The sequence below is a fragment of the Neolewinella persica DSM 23188 genome (assembly GCF_000373105.1).
GTDB lineage: Bacteria > Bacteroidota > Bacteroidia > Chitinophagales > Saprospiraceae > Neolewinella > Neolewinella persica.
On sequence record NZ_KB890491.1, the window covers coordinates 44,844 to 61,973 of the forward strand.

The 17,130-nt window shown below is 49.4% G+C and carries 14 protein-coding genes and 1 tRNA gene; 10 read left to right on the plus strand and 5 right to left on the minus strand.

What is annotated here, in order from left to right; translation table 11 throughout:
• The first annotated feature begins 72 nt into the window (after nucleotides 1-72).
• The 8 genes from B036_RS0125925 (at nucleotide 73) to B036_RS0125970 (ending at nucleotide 8,882) form a co-directional block, all read left to right on the plus strand.
• Nucleotides 73-145 (plus strand) — tRNA-Phe (locus tag B036_RS0125925).
• Nucleotides 146-370: 225 nt separating this feature from the next.
• Nucleotides 371-1,237, plus strand: coding sequence for an ATP phosphoribosyltransferase (hisG, locus tag B036_RS0125930; RefSeq protein WP_020571644.1), 867 nt, complete (start codon nucleotides 371-373; stop codon nucleotides 1,235-1,237).
• A gap of 65 nt (nucleotides 1,238-1,302) precedes the next feature.
• Nucleotides 1,303-2,598 (plus strand): histidinol dehydrogenase, encoded by a 1,296-nt coding sequence (gene hisD, locus B036_RS0125935; protein ID WP_026232360.1) that lies wholly within the window; start codon nucleotides 1,303-1,305, stop codon nucleotides 2,596-2,598.
• 269 nt (nucleotides 2,599-2,867) lie between these two features.
• Complete coding sequence (hisC, locus tag B036_RS0125945; protein ID WP_020571647.1) at nucleotides 2,868-3,902, plus strand: histidinol-phosphate transaminase; 1,035 nt, start codon at nucleotides 2,868-2,870, stop codon at nucleotides 3,900-3,902.
• Nucleotides 3,903-4,012: 110 nt separating this feature from the next.
• Entirely contained in the window at nucleotides 4,013-5,149 is a 1,137-nt protein-coding gene (hisB, locus tag B036_RS0125950; protein ID WP_020571648.1) for a bifunctional histidinol-phosphatase/imidazoleglycerol-phosphate dehydratase HisB, read from the plus strand.
• 86 nt (nucleotides 5,150-5,235) lie between these two features.
• The gene (gene hisH, locus B036_RS0125955; RefSeq protein WP_020571649.1) at nucleotides 5,236-5,844 is read left to right on the plus strand and encodes an imidazole glycerol phosphate synthase subunit HisH; all 609 of its coding nucleotides are present in this window, start codon (nucleotides 5,236-5,238) and stop codon (nucleotides 5,842-5,844) included.
• A 333-nt stretch (nucleotides 5,845-6,177) separates the two neighbouring features.
• Nucleotides 6,178-8,112, plus strand: a complete 1,935-nt coding sequence (locus B036_RS0125965; RefSeq protein ID WP_020571651.1) for a tetratricopeptide repeat-containing sensor histidine kinase — start codon at nucleotides 6,178-6,180, stop codon at nucleotides 8,110-8,112.
• Nucleotides 8,109-8,882, plus strand: a complete 774-nt coding sequence (locus tag B036_RS0125970; protein WP_020571652.1) for a LytR/AlgR family response regulator transcription factor — start codon at nucleotides 8,109-8,111, stop codon at nucleotides 8,880-8,882. Before B036_RS0125965 ends, B036_RS0125970 begins: the two co-directional genes overlap by 4 nt.
• A 320-nt stretch (nucleotides 8,883-9,202) precedes the next feature.
• On the opposite strand, the gene B036_RS0125975 is transcribed toward B036_RS0125970, so the two are convergent.
• On the minus strand, nucleotides 9,203-10,969 hold the full coding sequence (locus tag B036_RS0125975; protein ID WP_020571653.1) for an ABC transporter ATP-binding protein: 1,767 nt from the start codon (nucleotides 10,967-10,969) through the stop codon (nucleotides 9,203-9,205).
• Nucleotides 10,970-11,104: 135 nt separating this feature from the next.
• Between B036_RS0125975 and B036_RS31185 the strand changes: the two genes are divergently transcribed.
• The gene (locus B036_RS31185; RefSeq protein WP_020571654.1) at nucleotides 11,105-11,707 is read left to right on the plus strand and encodes an HD domain-containing protein; all 603 of its coding nucleotides are present in this window, start codon (nucleotides 11,105-11,107) and stop codon (nucleotides 11,705-11,707) included.
• Between the two features lie 147 nt (nucleotides 11,708-11,854).
• On the opposite strand, the gene B036_RS31190 is transcribed toward B036_RS31185, so the two are convergent.
• On the minus strand, nucleotides 11,855-12,550 hold the full coding sequence (locus B036_RS31190; RefSeq protein ID WP_020571655.1) for an SCO family protein: 696 nt from the start codon (nucleotides 12,548-12,550) through the stop codon (nucleotides 11,855-11,857).
• Nucleotides 12,551-12,827: 277 nt separating this feature from the next.
• Here B036_RS31190 and B036_RS0125990 point away from each other — a divergent pair, with 277 nt between their 5' ends.
• Entirely contained in the window at nucleotides 12,828-13,259 is a 432-nt protein-coding gene (locus tag B036_RS0125990) for an energy transducer TonB (protein WP_020571656.1), read from the plus strand.
• A gap of 118 nt (nucleotides 13,260-13,377) precedes the next feature.
• On the opposite strand, the gene B036_RS32700 is transcribed toward B036_RS0125990, so the two are convergent.
• Genes B036_RS32700 through B036_RS0126005 form a run of 3 tightly spaced genes read right to left on the minus strand, consistent with a single transcriptional unit; the run spans nucleotide 13,378 to nucleotide 16,949 of the window.
• Nucleotides 13,378-16,137, minus strand: a complete 2,760-nt coding sequence (locus tag B036_RS32700) for a M56 family metallopeptidase (RefSeq protein ID WP_020571657.1) — start codon at nucleotides 16,135-16,137, stop codon at nucleotides 13,378-13,380.
• Complete coding sequence (locus B036_RS0126000) at nucleotides 16,134-16,496, minus strand: BlaI/MecI/CopY family transcriptional regulator (RefSeq protein WP_020571658.1); 363 nt, start codon at nucleotides 16,494-16,496, stop codon at nucleotides 16,134-16,136. The genes B036_RS32700 and B036_RS0126000 overlap by 4 nt, the downstream gene beginning before the upstream one ends.
• A gap of 9 nt (nucleotides 16,497-16,505) precedes the next feature.
• Nucleotides 16,506-16,949 (minus strand): serine hydrolase domain-containing protein, encoded by a 444-nt coding sequence (locus B036_RS0126005; protein WP_020571659.1) that lies wholly within the window; start codon nucleotides 16,947-16,949, stop codon nucleotides 16,506-16,508.
• Nucleotides 16,950-17,130 lie beyond the last annotated feature (181 nt).

The following is a 17,130-nucleotide window of genomic DNA, read 5'->3' on the forward strand; positions in this document are numbered from 1 at the left end:
GACCAAAAGGAGAGTTTGTCGCTATCATTCACGAATCTAAAGGCGGCAAAAAATATTTGAATAAATTAACTTGGTGCAGTAGCTCAGTTGGTAGAGCAATGGACTGAAAATCCATGTGTCGGCGGTTCGATTCCGCCCTACACCACCCAAGTAAAGAACGGAAACTGGCCCAGCCAGTTTCCGTTCTTGCATTTTAGACTTAAGTATACATGTTCAACCTCCATCATCATCACGCAATTTTCTCTTGCCACGCCGGCGAGCGGTAAATGCGTGAATGGAAGTGAACATTCACCAAGAATTATCTCTTAAAGGTCCGTCGGCATAGCGCCAACGGGCCTTTTTTATTTTACCCCAATAACTTAACGTAAACATGTCTACCGTAAAACCTCTCCGCATTGCCGTTCAAAAAAAGGGCCGCTTGTTGGACGAATCTATCCAGCTGTTGAAAGAATGCGGCATTAAAATTGATAATGGGCGTGACCAGTTGAAGGCTGCGGCAAGAAACTTCCCGATTGAAGTGCTCTATCTTCGTAACAGCGACATCCCGCAATACATTCAGGATGGCGTTGCAGATATTGGTATCATTGGAGAAAATACCATCATCGAAAAGAAGAAGGAGGTGGAAATAGTCCAGAAGTTGGGCTTCAGCAAGTGTCGCCTTTCTTTGGCAACGCCAAAGGAGATGACTTACGGAGGGCCGGCAGATCTGAACGGCAAGCGTATTGCGACCAGCTACCCCGTAAGTCTGCAGCTTTTTCTTGATCGCAATAACATTAAGGCAGACATTCACGAGATCTCCGGTTCTGTAGAGATCGCCCCGAACATTGGCCTGGCGGATGCCATTTGCGATTTGGTATCTACCGGCTCTACCCTCTTTAAAAATGGATTGGAGGAGCAGGACGTTGTCCTGAAGTCCGAGGCAGTGATTGCCGCCAGTCCGATGATTGACGCCGAGCGGCGGGAGACGCTGGACCGGTTGTTGTTCAGGATAAAATCAGTATTGGCCGCCCGAAATAAGAAGTATTTGCTGATGAACGTGCCGACGGACAAAGTTGACGACGTTGCAGCCCTGCTTCCCGGGATGCGCTCCCCCACCGTACTACCGCTGGCAGAAAAAGGCTGGAGCAGCGTACATACCGTGATCGAAGAAGGACGCTTCTGGGAGATCATCGATGAGCTGCGGACGAAAGGCGCCGAAGGCATTCTGATCGTACCAATTGACAAGATGATTCTTTAATTGTTCCACGGCATTCATGCCGTTTTATTTCACTTGCAGCAGCCATGCTGCGGAACAAAGTAAACATGAAAATCTACAACAACCCACTCCGTTCCGACTGGCCCGCCCTCCTCCAGCGCCCCGCCAAAGACCTCAGCAGCCTTCGTGGCCCCGTAGCCGAGATCATGCAGGCGGTAAAAACCGGTGGAGATGCCGCCCTGCGGGATTTCACCGCCCGGTTTGATAAAGTGGAATTGGCCGAACTGGCCGTAGACGCAGCAACAATTGCAGCGGCCAAAGACAAGTTAACACCGGAACTTTGCACGGCCATCCAGCTGGCAAAGCGAAACATTGAGACCTTTCACCTTTCGCAACAAACGAAGGTGACGGAGATTGAGACCATGCCCGGCGTTTCTTGCTGGCGGGAAACACGGGGCATCGATAAGGTAGGCCTGTACATTCCCGGCGGCACGGCACCGCTGTTCAGCACGGTATTGATGCTGGCGGTACCGGCCAGAATAGCGGGGTGTAAGGAGGTCGTGCTTTGTTCTCCGCCGAACCGGAAGATGGGGGAGATTCACCCGGCGGTACTTTACGCGGCGGCTTTGTGCGGCGTGACGAAGATCTTTCGGCTGGGTGGCGCCCAGGCCATCGCGGCCATGGCTTATGGTACGGAGAGTGTGCCGGCGGTATACAAGCTATTTGGCCCGGGGAATGCCTACGTGACCGTAGCTAAGCAGCTGGCGCAGCTGGATGGGTTGGCGATCGACATGCCAGCAGGGCCTTCGGAAGTTTTGGTGGGCGCAGACGCAGGTGCAAAGGCTGCCTGGATAGCCGCAGATCTGCTCGCCCAGGCGGAGCACGGAGCAGACAGCCAGGTGGTTCTCGTAATAGATACGGAAGAGCAGGCAAAGGAAGTACGGGCAGAAGTTGAACGCCAGCTGGCGGAGCTGCCGCGCCGGGAAATGGCGGGTGCTTCCATCGCCAATAGCCTGATCCTTGTTTTTTCAGACGTCCAGGATCAACTCGACTACATCAATGCCTACGCCCCCGAACACCTGATACTGAGCATGGAAAATGCGCGCATTTTTGCAGCCGGTATCCAAAACGCAGGTTCCGTATTCCTGGGCTACTACACGCCGGAGTCGGTCGGAGACTACGCTTCCGGGACGAACCACACCCTGCCAACCTACGGCTACGCCCGCAACTACTCTGGCGTAAGTCTCGATAGCTTTGTTACAAAAATTACCTTTCAGGAGTTGACCTCGGAGGGGCTGAAAGTACTTGGCCCGGCGGTGGAAATAATGGCTGAAGCAGAGGAACTATTGGGGCATGCTCGGGCGGTGACGTTGCGGTTGGCAGATTTACACAAAAACGGCTAAAGCCATTGCCGCTAAACAACCATCTTTGCACCCGCGTCCGCGCCGGATAAAAATTTTGAAAAAAATGATTTGCTTCAGAGAAGAAAACGAACCTACGGGCCGTTCGGAGTTTTTCGCCAAAGTGCTGGTGGATAAAGGAAAAAGTGACGATTAGTACATTACTTTTTCACCACATCCGATCCCGTAGGGATCAAACCATAGTCACCCCGGACGCAGTGAGACCCAAAGGGTCGAGCGAAGTCCGGGGAGCCCCCCCTCCCCACATCATCATGGCAAACAAAGACATAAAAAACCTGGTCCGCCCCAACCTCCTCACCCTCAAAGCCTATTCAAGTGCCCGCTCGGAGTTCAAAGGCAGGGCCGACGTCCTCCTGGACGCCAACGAAAGTCCCTGGCCAACTGGCCGCAACCGTTACCCCGATCCGCTGTCCACAGAACTGCGCCAGGCATTGGGCGCGTTCAAAAATTTTAACCCCGACCAGATCGTTTTTGGCAACGGCTCCGATGAACTGGTGGACCAGATCACCCGCATCTTCTGCAACGCCGGAGATGCGGTACACGCCTTACCCCCCACCTTCGGGATGTACAAAGTAGCCGCCGGGATTGCCGACGCCGAGTTCCGCGCCACAAATCTGGCACCAGATTTTACCATCCCCGTAGAAGAGCTGAAGGCAAGCTGGGATGATCGCAGCAAAATTCTCTGGCTGTGCAGCCCCAATAACCCAAGTGGTAACGCCATGGACAGCGCCGTCCTCGAGGATTTGATTAGAACCTTTCCCGGGATCGTGGTCCTTGACGAAGCCTACATTGACTTTGTCCCAGAGCTGAGTTTCCTCCCCCGACTGGAAGAATTCCCTAACCTGATCATCACCCAAACCCTGAGCAAAGGCTGGGGCATGGCCGGCATCCGCTGTGGCGCCGCTTTTGCCTCGCCTTTTATCATCCAGATGCTGAACACCATCAAAATGCCCTACAACATCAACGTGCTAACGACGGGCGTTGCACTGGAAGCACTCAGCAAACCGGAGGAGATGAAAGCAAAAGTCAGTACCCTGATCGAAGAACGTAAACGACTGGAAAGAGAGTTGCCTAAGCTTGATTGCGTGGAATATATCTTCCCTTCCGTTACTAATTTTCTGCTGATTCGATTTAAGGATTCGGACAAGGTGTACCAGCACTTGCTGGACAATGCCATCGTTGTTCGTAACCAAAGCTACCAACCTAACGCCGCTAATTGCCTGCGCATCACTGCAGGGTTAAAGGAGGAGAATGATCGGTTGTTAGAAGCGTTGCGAACACTATAAGTGCTGTAGAGCCATTGAACTTAGTGGTCACTTTGCTCTTTATAACTCCTTTCTTTGCATCCTGCGTTCTCGCCCCATTAAACATATCGGCTCAGGTCGGTCAATACAGTATGAAAAAAGTTCTCTTCCTCGACCGTGACGGTACCCTCATTCTTGAGCCAGCTGATTATCAGGTAGATCACATTGACAAGCTCAACTTCTACCCCGGTGTTTTTCGCTGGTTAGGCCGGATTGTCCGTGAACTGGAGTACACCTTGGTGATGGTAACTAATCAGGATGGATTGGGCACCAACAGCTACCCGGAAGAGAATTTCTGGCCGACCCATAATGCCATGCTGCGAGCACTGGAAGCAGAGGGGATTACTTTTTCAGAGCAGGTTATTGACCGTACTTTTGCGGCAGATAACCAACCTACGCGAAAACCGGGAACCAAGCTGGTCGAGCATTATATGCAGGGAGATTTCGATCTGGCCAACAGCTACGTGGTTGGGGATCGGCTGACGGACATCCAACTGGCTAAGAATATGGGCGCGCAGGGCATATGGATTGCTACGGACCCTGAACTTGGTACAGAGGAGCTGGATGCTGACCAATTAGCTGGTCTGGATGAAACAATTGCCTTACGTACTACCGACTGGGAAGACATTTACCGGCTGCTGCGCCTGGAGAGCCGTACGGCAAACATCCATCGGGCCACGAAAGAAACCAACATCAGGATTGAGCTCGACCTTGATGGTACGGGAAAAACAGACATGGATACCGGTCTGGGCTTTTTCAATCATATGCTTGATCAGTTGGGCCGCCACTCGGGCTGTGACCTGAGGGTGAAGGTTGACGGAGACCTCCATATCGATGAGCACCATACCATTGAGGATACTGCGATCGCTTTGGGCGAGGCCTTCGGCCAAGCGCTGGGCGATAAGTTGGGCATCGAACGGTATGGTTTTAACCTGGTGATGGACGAAGCTACCGTTGATGTCCGCCTGGACTTTGGTGGTCGCCCGTGGTTAGTCTGGGACTGCGACTATAAGCGCGAGAAGATTGGAGATATGCCTACCGAGATGTTTCATCATTTCTTTAAGTCCTTCAGCGACGGCGCTAAATGCAACCTGGCAATTAAAGCCGCAGGGCAAAATGAACACCACATAATTGAAGCGACCTTCAAGGCGTTGGCAAAGGCGATTAAAGCCGCTAAACGCCGGGATGTGGACAACATGAGATTGCCCAGTACGAAGGGCATGCTTTAATTAAGGTGGAAAGGGGCAAAGGTGAAAGGTTGCTCTTCTTTCTTCCTCTTTACCTTTTCTTCCCTTTAACCCTTTCTTCCTTTACTATGGTAGCAGTCATTAATTACAATGCCGGCAATATCCGATCTGTCCTTTACGCGCTGGAGCGTATCGGTGTGGAACACGTATTGACGGATGATCATGAAGTGATCCGGAAAGCGGACAAAGTGATTTTCCCAGGTGTAGGCGCAGCTGCTTCTACGATGAAGCACCTTAATGATACTGGCTTGGCGGACCTTATTCGCTCTTTAAAGCAACCGGTCTTTGGAATCTGTGTAGGCATGCAACTCCTGTGTAGTCATAGTGAAGAAGGAGACGTTCCCTGCATTGGCGTCTTTCCTGAAAAAGTGAAGCTGTTTCGGCCCACAAATGGTGATAAAGTACCTCATATGGGGTGGAACAACGTAAAACTGTTGGAGAATAATGATTGGGTAAGTAATGAAGTAGACGGTGATTTCTGCTACTATGTCCACAGTTATTACGTGGAGCCTGGACCGCACACAATCGCGACAACGACCTATTGTGGCATCACTTATGCGGCAATGTTGAGGAAAGAAAATTTCTTTGCGGCCCAATTTCATCCGGAGAAGTCGGCCTTAGCAGGGGAAGCTATTCTACGGGATTTCCTGAAAGTAAAGCTCCAGGCGAAGCGTTAGTGAAAACTAAATTAAGCCTGTTTTTGCTGCATACCTAAAAAAACAGTGGCGATCTTCCGAAGGAGGATCGCCACTGAGTGTGTCAAAATGTCTCTCATATTTAAACACTGTTCATAGTGGAATTCAAAAACAGTATTGTTGTTTAACAATAATGCGATGTAAATATGGAGATAGTATTTTACCTGTATCATAGCCAATTCATAGAGGTGTACTTTGGGTTCACTCAGGTACTATTTTAGATAGAAATGAGTGTTTTTGATGAGGGAACGGTTGTTTTTTTTGACCCTTATTACTTTTAGAATCGTTAACTATGCATTGTCTCTACTGTCCTACATGAAACTAAGCCTCAACAAAATAATCGGGATTGGCCTGTCTTGCCTACTCTTCATCTTTCTTGCTAGTTGCAAGAATGAGGGAAAAAGCGCAATGGAGGTTGGGGCTACTACCAGTTCTGTCAACCAAGGCAGATCTGTTGATTTGGAGGATCCGATTCTTGCAGATTTAGAAAATCCTGATTCTTTATTGAGCGTACTCAGACCACTGTTGCTGTCGGGGCCGGCGGTAAGAGAGTTAGAAGTCTGGTTTGATGCAAAGGGAGTCTGGGAGCCGGCATTCAATTCCTCGGATACCCTTTTGCATTGCGCCAAAGTTGTCTTTAGGGACTTTAAAGCAGCAGGGGAGCTATCTGCTGCCGCAAGAGTTCTGGCGGCAATTGGTCGAATTAACTACGCTATCGGCAACTACACCGTTGCCATTGAGTACCAACAACAGGCACTCGGTCTTGCCCAGGAGGCGAAAGATTCAATGGCCATGGGGTGGGCACTGGGGGCATTATCCAGTATTTACTTCAACGCAAAAGATGTTGAAACTGGAAAAGGATACCTCTTCAGAGCAATAGATATAGGTGAAGAAATAGACGATCCGGGAATACGTTGCCTGGGTAGGATAACGCTGTCTGCTTATTATTCCTTATCGGGAAAACAGGATTCTGCCATGATCATCATGAAAGAAGCACTGCGGATGGCCCGGGATAACGAATTTTATGAAGTAGAAGCATTAGGGAAACTCAACTATACCTTCTTTCTAATTTCATCTAAGAAATACGATGAGGCAATTGCCGAGCTTACGGGGGAGCAAAGCATTAGGGCAGATAGGGTATCGATGGCTTCCTGTGTGCTGAATTTTAACCTGTACGAAGCTTATTTTGGTAAAAAAGATTACTTGAATGCCCTTTTTTCGTTAGAAAAAGGATGTGTGCAGGCAGAGCAACTGGATTTCGGTTTCGGTAAATCTTTTTGTGAAAAGAGCTGGTCGCAGTATTATGAGATGGAAGGGGACTATAAAGCTGCATTCAAGGCTTTTAAAAAGTTTCACGAAGTTGATAAGAAACAGTTTGGAGCCGAAAAGCAGAAGGAGCTGCAGGTATTGAAAACGCAGCAGACGATCAACGAAAAAGATCGGGAGATTGAGCGTCTTCAACAGATAGAAGTTAAAAGACAGCGAACTTACCTTAATCGCCTGTATTGGGGCGTTGGAGTGTTTGGTATTCTTGGAGGGAGCTTCGCGTTCATTTATTTCCGTAACCGAATTAAAATGGCCGAACAAAAAAAGGTCATTGCAGAAACTAAGCTACAAGTGCTACAATCACAGATGAAACCACACTTCATCTACAATGCCATGGCGGGCATCCAAAACTATGTGCTGAGGTCAGAGAAGATGGAAGCCTACAATTACCTGGGGAAATTTGCCGCGCTACTCCGAATCATTACCCGGACTTCTACCGAAACACATATTGAACTAGATCGAGAAATCGACCTTATAAAGACCTACCTGCAACTGGAAAAAATGCGCTTTCGCGAAGCCTTTGTTTATAAGGTTGAAGTTGCGGATAGTTTGCTGAACATCAATAGTGAAATACCAAGCATGATGATTCAGCCAATTATTGAAAACGCGATCATTCACGGCATTTCCGGGATGGAACGACAAGGTGAACTTATTGTCTCCCTAACGCCTTACGAGGATGGCCTTAAATGTGAGGTCCGCGATAATGGCCGGGGCCGGGTTGCCGCAAACAAGATTTCTCAAAGAGAAGGAAATATTCACCTTTCAATAGCCTCTATTAACAGCGAAGAAAGGCTGGAGTTTCTTCGGAGTTTGGGGTATAATAGTGCCAGAATTGAAGTCTTGGATCATTATGAAAACGATGAGGCTACCGGAACCAGTGTTTGTATTTACTTACCCTTTCGTGCTGAAAATAACCTTCTATGATATCTCAAAGTATCAAATCTATCATTGTTGATGATGAAGCAAATGGTAGAGAAAACATCAACATTTTACTAAAGGAATTTTGCCCCGAAGTAGAGATCATCGGTGTTGCTTCCAATCTTCGGGAGGCCGAAAACCTGATTAAAGGGAAACGACCAGAATTGGTTTTTCTTGATATTCAATTGGGTGCTGAAACCGCCTTCACCTTACTCAATCGGCTAAATACCATCGATTTTGAAATCATTTTCGTCACTGCCCACGATCATTTTGCCTTAAGGGCATTTGAGTTCATGGCTGTTGATTATTTACTTAAACCAATCGAAATTGATAAGCTAAGAAATGCGGTAACCCATGCGGTAAGCCGCATTGGACAAAAATCACTTCACTTATCGATGGAGGAAATGATGATGCACGTTCAGAACTTTAATCGCGGTCAACACAAGATCGCTCTGGCAACGCAGAATGGGTACGAAATGGTCTACATCAAGGACATAATGTACTGTACGGCAGACGGAAGTTATACTCACTTCCATTTTGTTTCGGGAGATGTCCTAATTGTTTCCAAGAACCTCAAATACTACGAAAACCTCCTCAAAGGCTACAGTTTCATTCGCGGTCATAATACGGCCCTGGTGAACTTACGGTTTATCAAACGCATAGATAGGACAGGAGGGGGATCCATTGTCATGGAAGACGATAAAGCGCTACCCGTTGCGAAAGCCAAAAGGCTGGAATTGGAATCCAGGATAAAAGAAAACCGTAGGCTTTTTTAGCAGCACTTCCCCAAGGCCAGGCGTGAGTAGTAAATCGCTGAGGAAAAGGAATTGGGTTTTTTTAAAAAAAATAGAAAAAGTCGGTCACGTTCGGACAATCCCTCGCTTATACGAGTGTGTTGTTCTTAGTGTGTTTCTATTTATGGGCTAATATAAAAAGAGTCCGATTTTTTCTAAGACCCTGTTATGGCATTTAAGCCACCATTTGAAATAAACACCTTTTCCTATTAACCAGTGGCCCGTAACGCAAGTAGCGGGCTACTGTATTTTAGACAAACGCTCCCGGTATTAAGTAGTAAGGCAGAAGAACCGGACTAAAGCTACTCCGCAGCCTCCAAAAACTGCATTTCGTACAGCTCCCGGTACCGTCCGTTCTCTTTCTCAACGAGTTCGTCGTGTGGACCGATCTCCTTGATCTCTCCTTTTTCCAACACCATAATATTATTGGCGTTCCGAATGGTGCTAAGCCGGTGGGCGATGACAATACTCGTGCGGGCATCCATCAGTTTTTCGATGGCGTGTTGGATCACACCTTCCGTTTCGGGGTCAACGCTGGAGGTGGCCTCGTCAAGGATCAGGATGTCGGGGTCGAAGACGAGGGCACGGACAAAAGAGATCAACTGACGCTGGCCCATGCTTAGGGTCGCACCACGTTCCTGCACGTCATAGTCGTAGCCACCAGGCAATTTTTCGATGAACTCGTGAGCACCGATCATTTTAGCAGCGGCAATTACCTCCTCCCGGGTGATATCTGGGTCCCGAAGGCTTATGTTGTCGAGCACCGTGCCAGTGAAAAGGAATACGTCCTGTAGTACCATCGCCATTCGGCTGCGTAGGGCATACATCTCGTAATCACGTAGCGGAGTTCCGTCGACATAAATATCCCCCTTCTGGTATTCATAGAAGCGGTTGATGATGTTGGTAATTGTGGTCTTCCCAGAACCGGTACTGCCCACAATGGCGAGGGTTTCGCCTTTTCTGAGCTCAAAACTCAGGTCTTTCAATATCCAGTCGTTGCCGACATAGGCAAACCAAACGTTTTTGAAACTGACGTGGCCCTCCAGTTTTTCGGGCACCACGGTGCCGGTATTTTCAATCTGGTCCGTACGGTCCAGTACCCCAAACACACGTTCGGCGGCCACCAGGCCCATCTGCAGGGTGTTGAATTTATCAGCAAGTACCCGGATCGGGCGAAAAAGCATGTTGATGTAGATCGGGAAGGCGACCAGGGCACCGAGGGTGACACCTCCTGCACGAGCCACATCCTGCGCGCCCCACCAAACCATCAGCGCGAGGGAGGCGGCAGCAATGAGGTCGACTGTAGGAAAGAATACGGCGTAGTAAAGGATGGCATTGATGTTGGCCTTGCGTAAACCGCCATTGATTTCGGCAAAAGATTCCCGCTCCTGTTTTTCGGCATTGAAGAATTGGACGATCCGCATACCGGTGATGCGCTCCTGCAAGAAGGCATTCATTTTCTGAATCTGGGTCCGGACTTGCTGGTACGATTTCTTAACCGCCTCTTTAAATATATAGCTGGCCAGCATTAGGAAAGGCATGGTGGTGAGGCAGATGAGGGTTAGTCGCCAGCTGGTAGAGATCATAATTGCCAGTACGGCAATAATCGAGAGCAGGTCGGCGAGGATAGTAATGATGCCTTCGGAGAAAATACTGTTGATGCTCTGGATATCGCTGATGGTACGAGTAGTGGACGTGCCGATCGGGGTCTTATCGAAATAAGACAATTTAAGGCTGTTGATGTGGCTGAAGACACGTACCCGGAGGTCGCGAATGATGGATTGGCCCAGCCAGTTAGAGCTGTAGATGAAGGCGTAGCGGCAGAGCGACTCGATGATCAGAAGGCCGGCAATAACCAGTGCCCAGAAGGTTAGCCCGTCGGTATCGCCTACAAAGACGTAGTCGTCGATCATCTTCTGAATCAGCCGGGGCCGGGCAATGGCCAATGGAGCCAGGAGCACTGCGAGAAGCACTGCAAGGGCCGTTACTTTTTTATACGGTAATGCCAGGGTGAGCACCCGCATGAGGGTGTCGAGGTCAAACTTTTTGGAATCGTCTTTTGGGGCCATCTTTGGAGTAACGCCTGTTGGCGGATAAAGATGAAGCAAACCAGGGAATAAAGTGGCTTATTTGGGCGCGGCCGCAGGTGCAGGAAAAGGTTTTTAGGCAGTGGAGGTAACTTAGCATCGGATCAATGAAAAATTATGCTCCATAAATTTTACAAGGATTGTCTGTTCGCCATCAACCCTGAAGCAAGGTCTGCCTGGCCAGACATTGCCCGTGCGTACGCTGGCCGTGCCTACCACAACCTCGATCATTTGACGGAAATGCTGGGCCACTACCACGGTATTCCAACAGACCTTGCACCCGCGGCCCCGCCCATCTTCGGCATCGCCCTTATTTATCATGATATTGTCTATCGCGCAGGACGTGCCGACAACGAAGCCCGTAGTGCAGACATGGCAGTTGTCGCCCTCGAAGCTGCCGGGGTCGGCACTGCAGGACAAGCCTATTGCCGCGATCTGATCATGGCGACCAAGACGCACCGGCCCCAGAATAAAGATGAGGGACTAATCGTCGATCTCGACCTGGCGGTATTGGCTCGTCCAGCCGACGGCTACGACGCTTACGCCCACGCCATCCGGGAAGAGTTCTCCTTATATCCTGGGTTCTTATATCGGCCGGGGCGCAAAAAAGCATTATTGCACCTTATCAACCAGCCAAATATTTATTATCATCCCTATTTTCGAGAAAGCTGGGAAGGCCCCGCAAGAAAAAATCTGATGCGGGAAATTGAGCACCTATAAAAAAGGCGCCAGCCCTATCGGGGCTGACGCCATTGGTTTAATTGTCTCTCATAAAAAAACAGACTAACCGGCCAGTTACCGAGCTGCATCCGAAAGATACTTCCGTCACTCGTTTTTTGCAACTTGTGACCGTTTTTTAACTTTTTATCACTTGTTAAGAAGTAATTTAATGTCGTCCATTAAGTAATTTACTTCCTCGGGGTCCAGTCCGCTGGCGTAGGAGCGAACAAAGCCCTGCCGGTCTACCAGGACGATGTAGCCGCTGTGGTTAAAGCCACCTGGAGCACTTGCGTCCTCTTCTGCAATGCTGAGATAATGTTGGTCGAGGTCAGCAATTTCAAATTTATCACCATGGATGAAGCGCCACCGATCCATGTCTTTAACGCCTAATTTTTCAGCGTAGTCCTTCATTCGTTCCGGTGTGTCTCTTTTCGGATCTATAGTGAAAGAGACGAGAGCAAAATCCGGTTCGTTGGCAAATTCTTCTTCCAAACGCAGCATTTGGCCTTTCACTTTCGGGCAAATGGTTGGGCATGAAGTAAAAAAGAACTCTGCGACGTACACTTTCCCCAAAAGGTCCTTATTCCCAAAGGGGCGGTTGAGTTGATCAACATACGTCCAGTCCGGAACCGGTTGCGGATCTATTTCTCCAGTTACGGGATCAATAGGCTGATTCCCAGGGTAGGTCAGGGAGTCGACGAGGTACTCGCCAGTCGTTTTATCCTGAGCGTGCCGACGGTAGAAATCCGGTTTGCCATCGCTCTCGACCGAAGCGTGGCCAGGGTCTCCACAGCTGACAAAAAAGAGTAGAGAGGAGAAGTAGACAAAGAAATGAAGGCGCATAGTTATACGGTTAAGCGGTGGCAAAGGGGACGTAAACCAAATTGTTAGACTGTGGTGGTGGCCGCTACGAGGGGTAGCGGGCATCCTGTTAGCTTGTAGAGCTTTGTCCTCCATAAGGTCAACCTCTAATTTGCCAAACCTTCGATAAGCAACAATTGGGTTTACGCCCGGCAAAGAAACACCCTTTTAAAAGGAAGGGTGTCAGGCTACCGTTATTTCTGAAAAACCATATGGAATTTCGCTAAGCCCTTCGTCTTTAGATAAAACACCATCCACCATGAATACCATTAAGCTAACTTTTTTCTTCCTTTTTCTTTTCGCATCGACGGGCTTACGGGCTCAATTGACCTATGAACGAGTAGTTGCCGAAGTTGATAAGACAGAAACTGAAGAGGCTCCCCGCCCCGCCCCATTCTCCGCGGCCACCTTTCCCGGTGGACAGCAGCAACTACTGGTAAAGCTGACTAACGCGGTTACCTACCCTGAACTGGCACAAGAATACGCCGTTGAAGGAACCGTCGTAATTCTGCTCAAGCTAGACCGCCTTGGAAAAGTAACGGAACGAAAAGTCATTAAAGGTCTCGGTTTTGGCTGTGATGAAGCGGCACTGGCTGCCCTGGATAGCCTGCCGGATTGGAACCCCGCGCGCGCAGAAGGTAAACTGGTGGCCAGCAGCGTTTACGTTCCTTTGAAGTTTCGCCTCCGTTAAGAGCGTACTGGGTAAACTGGCTTGCTTCGTGCACCGATCTGCACTAAGGCCGGGGTAAAAAAAGCGCGAACGGAAATCGCCTTTCCGCTCGCGCCCAATACTCAACAAATCTTAGAAGTTAATCCCGGTAACGCCCCCGGACCTTATCACTAATGAGGTCTTCAATGTCGTCACCGTCCCGCTTATATTTCTTGATGAAATCAGGGGAGACGTTGTGGATCTTAAGTTTAACCAGGTCCTTGAAAGAAATTTTGCCGAATCCTACGTCAGCATAAGAACGGACGAAGCGGGAGCTGATGCCATGAATCCGGGCTTTGACGAAATCATCGAAATCCAGATCCGTATAACCCAGGTCCCGCAGCTCTTTTACTTCTTCAGCGTTGACACCGTGGATGGAAGCATCCCGTGCTTCCTTCAAAGTCAAATTGGTGAGGCCAGCAGCTTTCAGGTCACCGATCTTACGCTCACTCACACCATGAATCCGCGCTTTGATTACCTCTTCTATATCGAGAGGTTCGTAACCCAGGTCTGCCAATTCGCGGACGTACTCTGCGTTGACGCCATGAATGGCGGCGTCGCGGGCCTGCTTCAGGGTAAGGTTGGTCAGACCAGCTTTGCGCAGGTCGCCAATTTTACGTTCGCTGACGCCGTGGATTTTGGCTTTCACTATTTCGTCGAGGTCCAGTTCGTTATAACCGAGGTCCGCAAGTTCGCGGACGTACTCTGCATCAACGCCATGAATACGCGCCTCGCGGGCTTCCTTCAGGGTGAGGTTCGTAAAGCCAGCTTTTTTCAGATCTGCCAATCCCTGCGTACTCACGCCATGAATTTTAGCTCTGACCACTTCATCAGCGGGTAATCCGCTATAACCGAGATCGGCCAATTCTTTCACGTAGTCACTATCAATTCCGTGGATGGACATCTTGATCACATCTTCAAACTGAAGATTAGGGAAACCCGCTTTAGCCATGTCGTTAACGAATTCGGCGCTAAGGCCATGGATACGGGCTTTCTTAATGTCGTCAAGGCTTAGGTTCTCATAGCCAGCACCGGCCAGCTCATTGATGTACCCACCATCTACGCCATGAATCCGCAATTCGATCATTTCTTTTAGCAGCGGACTCTTGTAGCCAGCCGTATTGAATTCGGCAAGCGTCTTCTTAAAGTTTTGTTCACTGAAGCCGAAAATCGCTAATTTGAACAGCTGCCGTTCGGTAGGGTTAAAGCCATCCCTTTTAAGGTAGGTAAGGTAGCTCTGAGTAAAGTCGATAAAGAAAAAGTGGAGTAGTTCCAGGTCTTCGTACTCAAAACCTTCGGCGGCCAGCATTTTCTCGAACGAAGGAGCCGGGGTGAAGGTGAAATTTCCGACACCTTCGTTTCCGTCGAAAACACCGTTGAACAAAATGGTGCCGGATTCCCGCTTCAGGGAGAACTCTCCCATCGTGCCGGTAGGAAGCGTGCCAAAATTGGAGCGTGGAAAACAACGGTCACTGGTGGATAGATGACGACGGTTGTCGTCGGCTACGATGAAAGTGAAGCAGATCTCATCTCCCTCAATTTCCGCCGTCCAGCTGCGGCGGGCGATTGAGAAGTCAGTGTTCGTAAGACTCAAGTGCGGCTCTGCAGCTTCCATAGCAGTGGCGGTAACCTCCGATATGTTTATGTCGGGGCTTACGGTCATCGGCATCGGCATGGGCATGGGTGTTACCTCAGGTGTAGACCAGGAAGTAGCCAATTCAGCAGGCGAGGTCGCAGGTGCAATGACGGCCGTTGGAGCAGGGGAAGCAGTTGGGGCAACGACCGGTTCCGGCGTAGCGATGGCTGCGGGAGAGACTGTGGGAGCAACAGGCACCACGGGTGCCTGAGCCACGGCATTGAACTGCAGCATAGAGAGCAGCAGTAAGGGGAGAATACTGAGGTACTTCCAGCCGGAGGCAAGGGAAGATTTTTTAGTTTTCATCATGGCAATACGCTTTTCAAGAAGGCTTTGGTTATAGGAGGTCGTAAGACCTAAGGGGTAATTGGGAGCGGCCACTTTTACCAGGCTCAGCTGATAATCAACGGGGTTTTCACCCTGCCTGAGTACTTCGGCGTCGGTCAGGAATTCGAGGTTGTTTTCTATGGCTTTGCGGTACAGCCAGGCAAAAGGATTGAACCACTGGAATATGATGAGCAATTCAGCAATCATCAGATCTACACTGTGCCGCTGGCGAACGTGTACGGCTTCGTGCTGTACGATCTGGTGGTAGGTTTCGGGGTCGTAGCGGTTAGGATTGAGAAATACCCGGTTCCAGAAGGAATAGGGAGCGGCGTCCTCTTCCAATTCGACGAGGTGGAAACCACCAGCATCAAAACCAGGGTGGCGCATTACTTTGATTACGAGGTAACCCAACTGGACCAGGAAATGCAAACCGAAAACCGCAACACCAGCCAGGTAAAACCACCACAGTAAACGAAACCAGTTGATGGGTGCAGGGGGGGGAGTAACTGAAGTGGTGGTTGCGGTCGCCTGGGGTTGAGGGGCGACAGAAGCAACTGCCCCGCTTGTTTCCAAGCCAGGGTTCCCGGGCAGCGTCGGAACCTGCTGCTTTTCTCCAATCTCCGGTAAGGGAACGGTGTTTACCGTCAGCGTCTGCTCTGTTGCAATTGTTTTCGTAGCCTTTTCCGGGCTGGTGGTGACGACTGCTGTATTGTCCGTCAATGCTTCTCGCAATGACCAGCCGGCAGGTACCGTGATCAAAGGCAGTAATAAGGAACCGGCAAGGCAAGCCAGCAGGATCCAGCGGTTTAAGGAAAAGTGGGTTTCGTTGCGCAGCAATACCCAATAGTAGAGGAAGCAACCGCCAAGTAGCAGTCCGGTGTGAATTAGGTACATCATTTTTGCTGGTCTTTGATCATTTTCAGGAGGCGCTCCAAGTCGGCAGCATCCAGTTTTTGTTCCTTGGCGAAGTAGTTGACGAGCTTCATCGGTGAGTTGTCGAAGTAGCCTTTTACCACATCGTCAACTACCTCTTCCTGGTAATCTTCTTTCCTGACCACGGCGAAATAGCGGTGGGCATTGCCCAGCTTCTCGTGGCTTACGAAGCCTTTCGATTCAAGTAATTTTACCATCGTGGAAACGGAATTGTAGTGCGGCCGGGGCTCGGGCATCGCTTCCACGATGTCCTTCACGAAAGCGTGTTCCAGATTCCAGATGGCCTGCATGATCTGGGCTTCGCGTTTTGCTAGTTTTTTCATGGTTGATTTTTAATTGGTAAGTAGTTCCGTTTCACTAATTCCGTTTTCGAGACGGATGAAGTCAGGAATCCCGGAAGCATGCGCTAACATATCTGCAATGGTGCGGTCTTTCCATGTTTCAGGGATGTCCTTTAAGTAATTGCCGATTGGATCGGATAATGATATTTTTTTTGCTTCGATCAGTTGAAAAACAGCGACGGACACAACAAGCTTAGTGCTGGAATAGACCCGGAACATGGTCTGCTCACTTACCGGAACACGATGGTTAAGCTCCGCCAAACCAAAGTAGCCTTCGTAGATCAATTCATCACCGCGAAGGATGGCGACAGCACTTCCTGGGATTTCATTGTTATCGTTGACGTCCTGCAGGTAGTCAGTAATCTCTTTTTCTAATTGCCCTGATAAGAGCAAGGGAAGCAAGAATAGAATAAGGGTGGAAAGAATCGGTTTCATTGGTTTTGGCTGGAAAGAGAGGTTAATTACTAATGCGTTAGTACAAACATAGTACTAATAGATTAGTATTGCAACTAATCAATTAGTATTTAACGTTTGGCAGCCTCTTTTTTTGCCTGCTTAGAAGCGTTTTTAGCGGCGCGAACGCAGTTGCAGGGACGGTTGAGACGGGCAAAGAAAG